Here is a 2,453-nt window from a genome sequence, read left to right as displayed (position 1 = left end):
AGGTGTCGGCGCTTTCGACCGAGATGATCTCGGAGATCTGGTCAACGTCCAGTTGCGCGGCAACGCGCGGCAGGATGTTTTTGCCGTTGGAGGTGGCGGCGGCCAGGATGTGGCTGTAGCCAGCACCCAGCTCTGCTACCAGCGGCGCGACGTTTTCCGGCAGTTGGTGAGCGTAAGCGGCGTTGTCGGCCAGCAGTACTTTGCTCACGCCGGCGATTTTCGCAGCGGCTTCAGCCACGGCGCCAGTAAAAAGCTCAAGCAGACCAGCATCGCGCCGGTGTGTAACCTTCGTCCAAACTGCATCGGTAGCGTTTTCCACAAAGCCGTCAGTGGCGGCAACGCTAACAGCTCATGCCGTTTGTGGCGAGGGAGCTTGCTCCCGCTGGGGGACGAAGCGCCCCTGACAGGCTCGACAACCGCCCTCGCCGCTGGCTCAAAACTCCAACGTACTGGACACCGACACCTGCCGCGCATCCCCCATCGACACAAACACCGAGCTGGCGGCCGAGGTGTAGTAGGTGCGATCGAACAAGTTCTTCACGTTGACCTGAAACTTGACCTTCTGCCCTTCGATTTTAGTGTCGTAGCTGGCAAACAGATCAGCCACGGTATACCCCGGCAGATTGAAGCTGTTCTTGGCATCGCCTTCGCGCTGGCCGACGTAACGCGCACCGGCACCGACGCGCAGATCATCGCCGCCGAGCAGGCTGCCGACGTCATACACCGCCGACAACGAACCGGTGTGCTTGGCCACGTTCTGCAGGCGCTTGCCTTGCAGCGCCGGGTCTTTGGTGACTTCGGCATCGGTGTAGGCATAGCTGCCGATCAGGCTCCAGCGGTCGCTGAGCTGGCCGCTGGCGTCCAGTTCCAGGCCACGGGAGCGCACTTCGCCCGCCACGCTGTAGACGGTTTCCCCACTGACGGTCTCGGACACCAACACATTGCGCTTGGTGATATCGAACAACGCCGCACTGGCGGTGATGCGCCCCGGCATGTCGAGCTTGGTTCCCAGCTCCCAGGCCTTGGATTCTTCCGGCTGCAGGTTGCCCTGGAGCACGCTGCCATCGGTCAAGGGGGCAATGGTGGAGTTGGGTTTGAACGACTCGGTGTAGCTGCCGTAAAACGACAGTTCGTCCGTGTAGCGGTACACCAGGCCGGCACGCGGTACCCATTTCTGGCCATTGCCGTCGGTATTGGCCTTGAATGGCACGCCTTTGCCGGCGTATTGGTCGTACATCTGATAGCGCGCGCCGGCCACCAGGATCCACTGGTCGGTCAGGTGAATCGCGTCCTGTAAGAACAGCGAATCACTGCGCAGCAAGTCGGTCTGCGCGCTGTCCTTGGCGCTCACCGTGGTGCCTTGCACATCGTTGCCATACACCGGGTTGACGTAGCTGAAGGCACTGCGCTGCGACTGACGGATCAGTTCGGCGCGATAGATCTTGCGGTACTCATCGTCGAGGCCGAACACCAGATCATGCTGCATGCCGCCGAGCTTGACCTTGCCTTCCAAACTGGCCGTAGCGAAGCGGTCGGTGGTCAATGCGCCACGCGTACCGTCCATGCTGCGGGTCAAGGTGCCGTTGGTATTGACCGAGGTGATGCGGACCTGGCTGGCGTCATAGGTCTCGCGGTTCCAGCTGTAGCCGACGTGCGCCGTCCAGTCGTCGTTCAGCTCGTGATCGGCCTCGAAGCGATACAGGTCGGAGCGGCCTTCCATGTTGTTGAACGGCTCATCCAGGCGCCGGGTGGCGGGGATGTCCAACGGGTGATTGGTCTTGGGGTCGATGGCGGTGCCACGGTCGAACGGCGAGAGAAACTCGCGGTGCTCGTAGGCGAACACCACCTTGGTGGTATCGCCATACCAGGCCAGGGACGGTGCGATCATGCTCTCGCGGTGCGTGCCAAAGTTGCGCCAGTAATCTTCGTCCTCGTGGTCGACGATCAAGCGGTACGCCAAGCCGCTGTCACCGATGGGCCCCGTGGTGTCGAGGTTGCCACCGCTGCCGTTCTTGCCGTTGCCGAAGGTGGAGCCACGGACGGTCAAGGAGGTGGACTGCACCAACTGCGGCTTTTTGCTGACGATATTGACCACGCCTCCCGGGTCCTGGATGCCATACAGCAGCGACGACGGGCCCTTGAGCACTTCAACCCGTTCAGCCGTGGCGTTCAGCGCACGGCCCTGCACAATCGGCATGCCGTCGCGCATGATCGAGCCGTTACGGTTGTCGCCAAAGCCGCGCAGCATCACCGCATCCTGGGTGCTGCCGAGGGTGTTGGCCTGGGTGATGCCGCTGACATTGGCCAGGGCGTCATCCAGGTTGCGCGGTTGTTGATCGCGCAACACTTGGGCGGGCACTACGTTGACGGTTTGCGGGGTCTCCAGCAGCAAGCCACGCGAACGCATCACCGAGCTGGTGGGCGGCGGCTGGTAGCTGGTGCTGTCGGCGGGC

General features: G+C 62.5%; 1 protein-coding gene and 1 pseudogene. Both read right to left on the bottom strand.

The annotated features are described in order from the left end of the window. Positions 1-241 (bottom strand): annotated as a pseudogene (locus tag L9Z73_RS29075) (electron transfer flavoprotein subunit alpha/FixB family protein); the annotation flags it as partial. A 192-nt stretch (positions 242-433) separates the two neighbouring features. Beyond that, a partial coding sequence (locus L9Z73_RS29070) for a TonB-dependent siderophore receptor (RefSeq protein ID WP_247408297.1) occupies positions 434-2,453 on the bottom strand: 2,020 nt, incomplete at its 5' end.

This window comes from Pseudomonas emilianonis (assembly GCF_023072625.1).
In the GTDB taxonomy this organism is placed as follows: Bacteria; Pseudomonadota; Gammaproteobacteria; order Pseudomonadales; family Pseudomonadaceae; genus Aquipseudomonas; species Aquipseudomonas paraveronii.
Note: the sequence above shows the minus strand (reverse complement) of the source record. Positions and strands in the feature narration are given on the sequence as shown.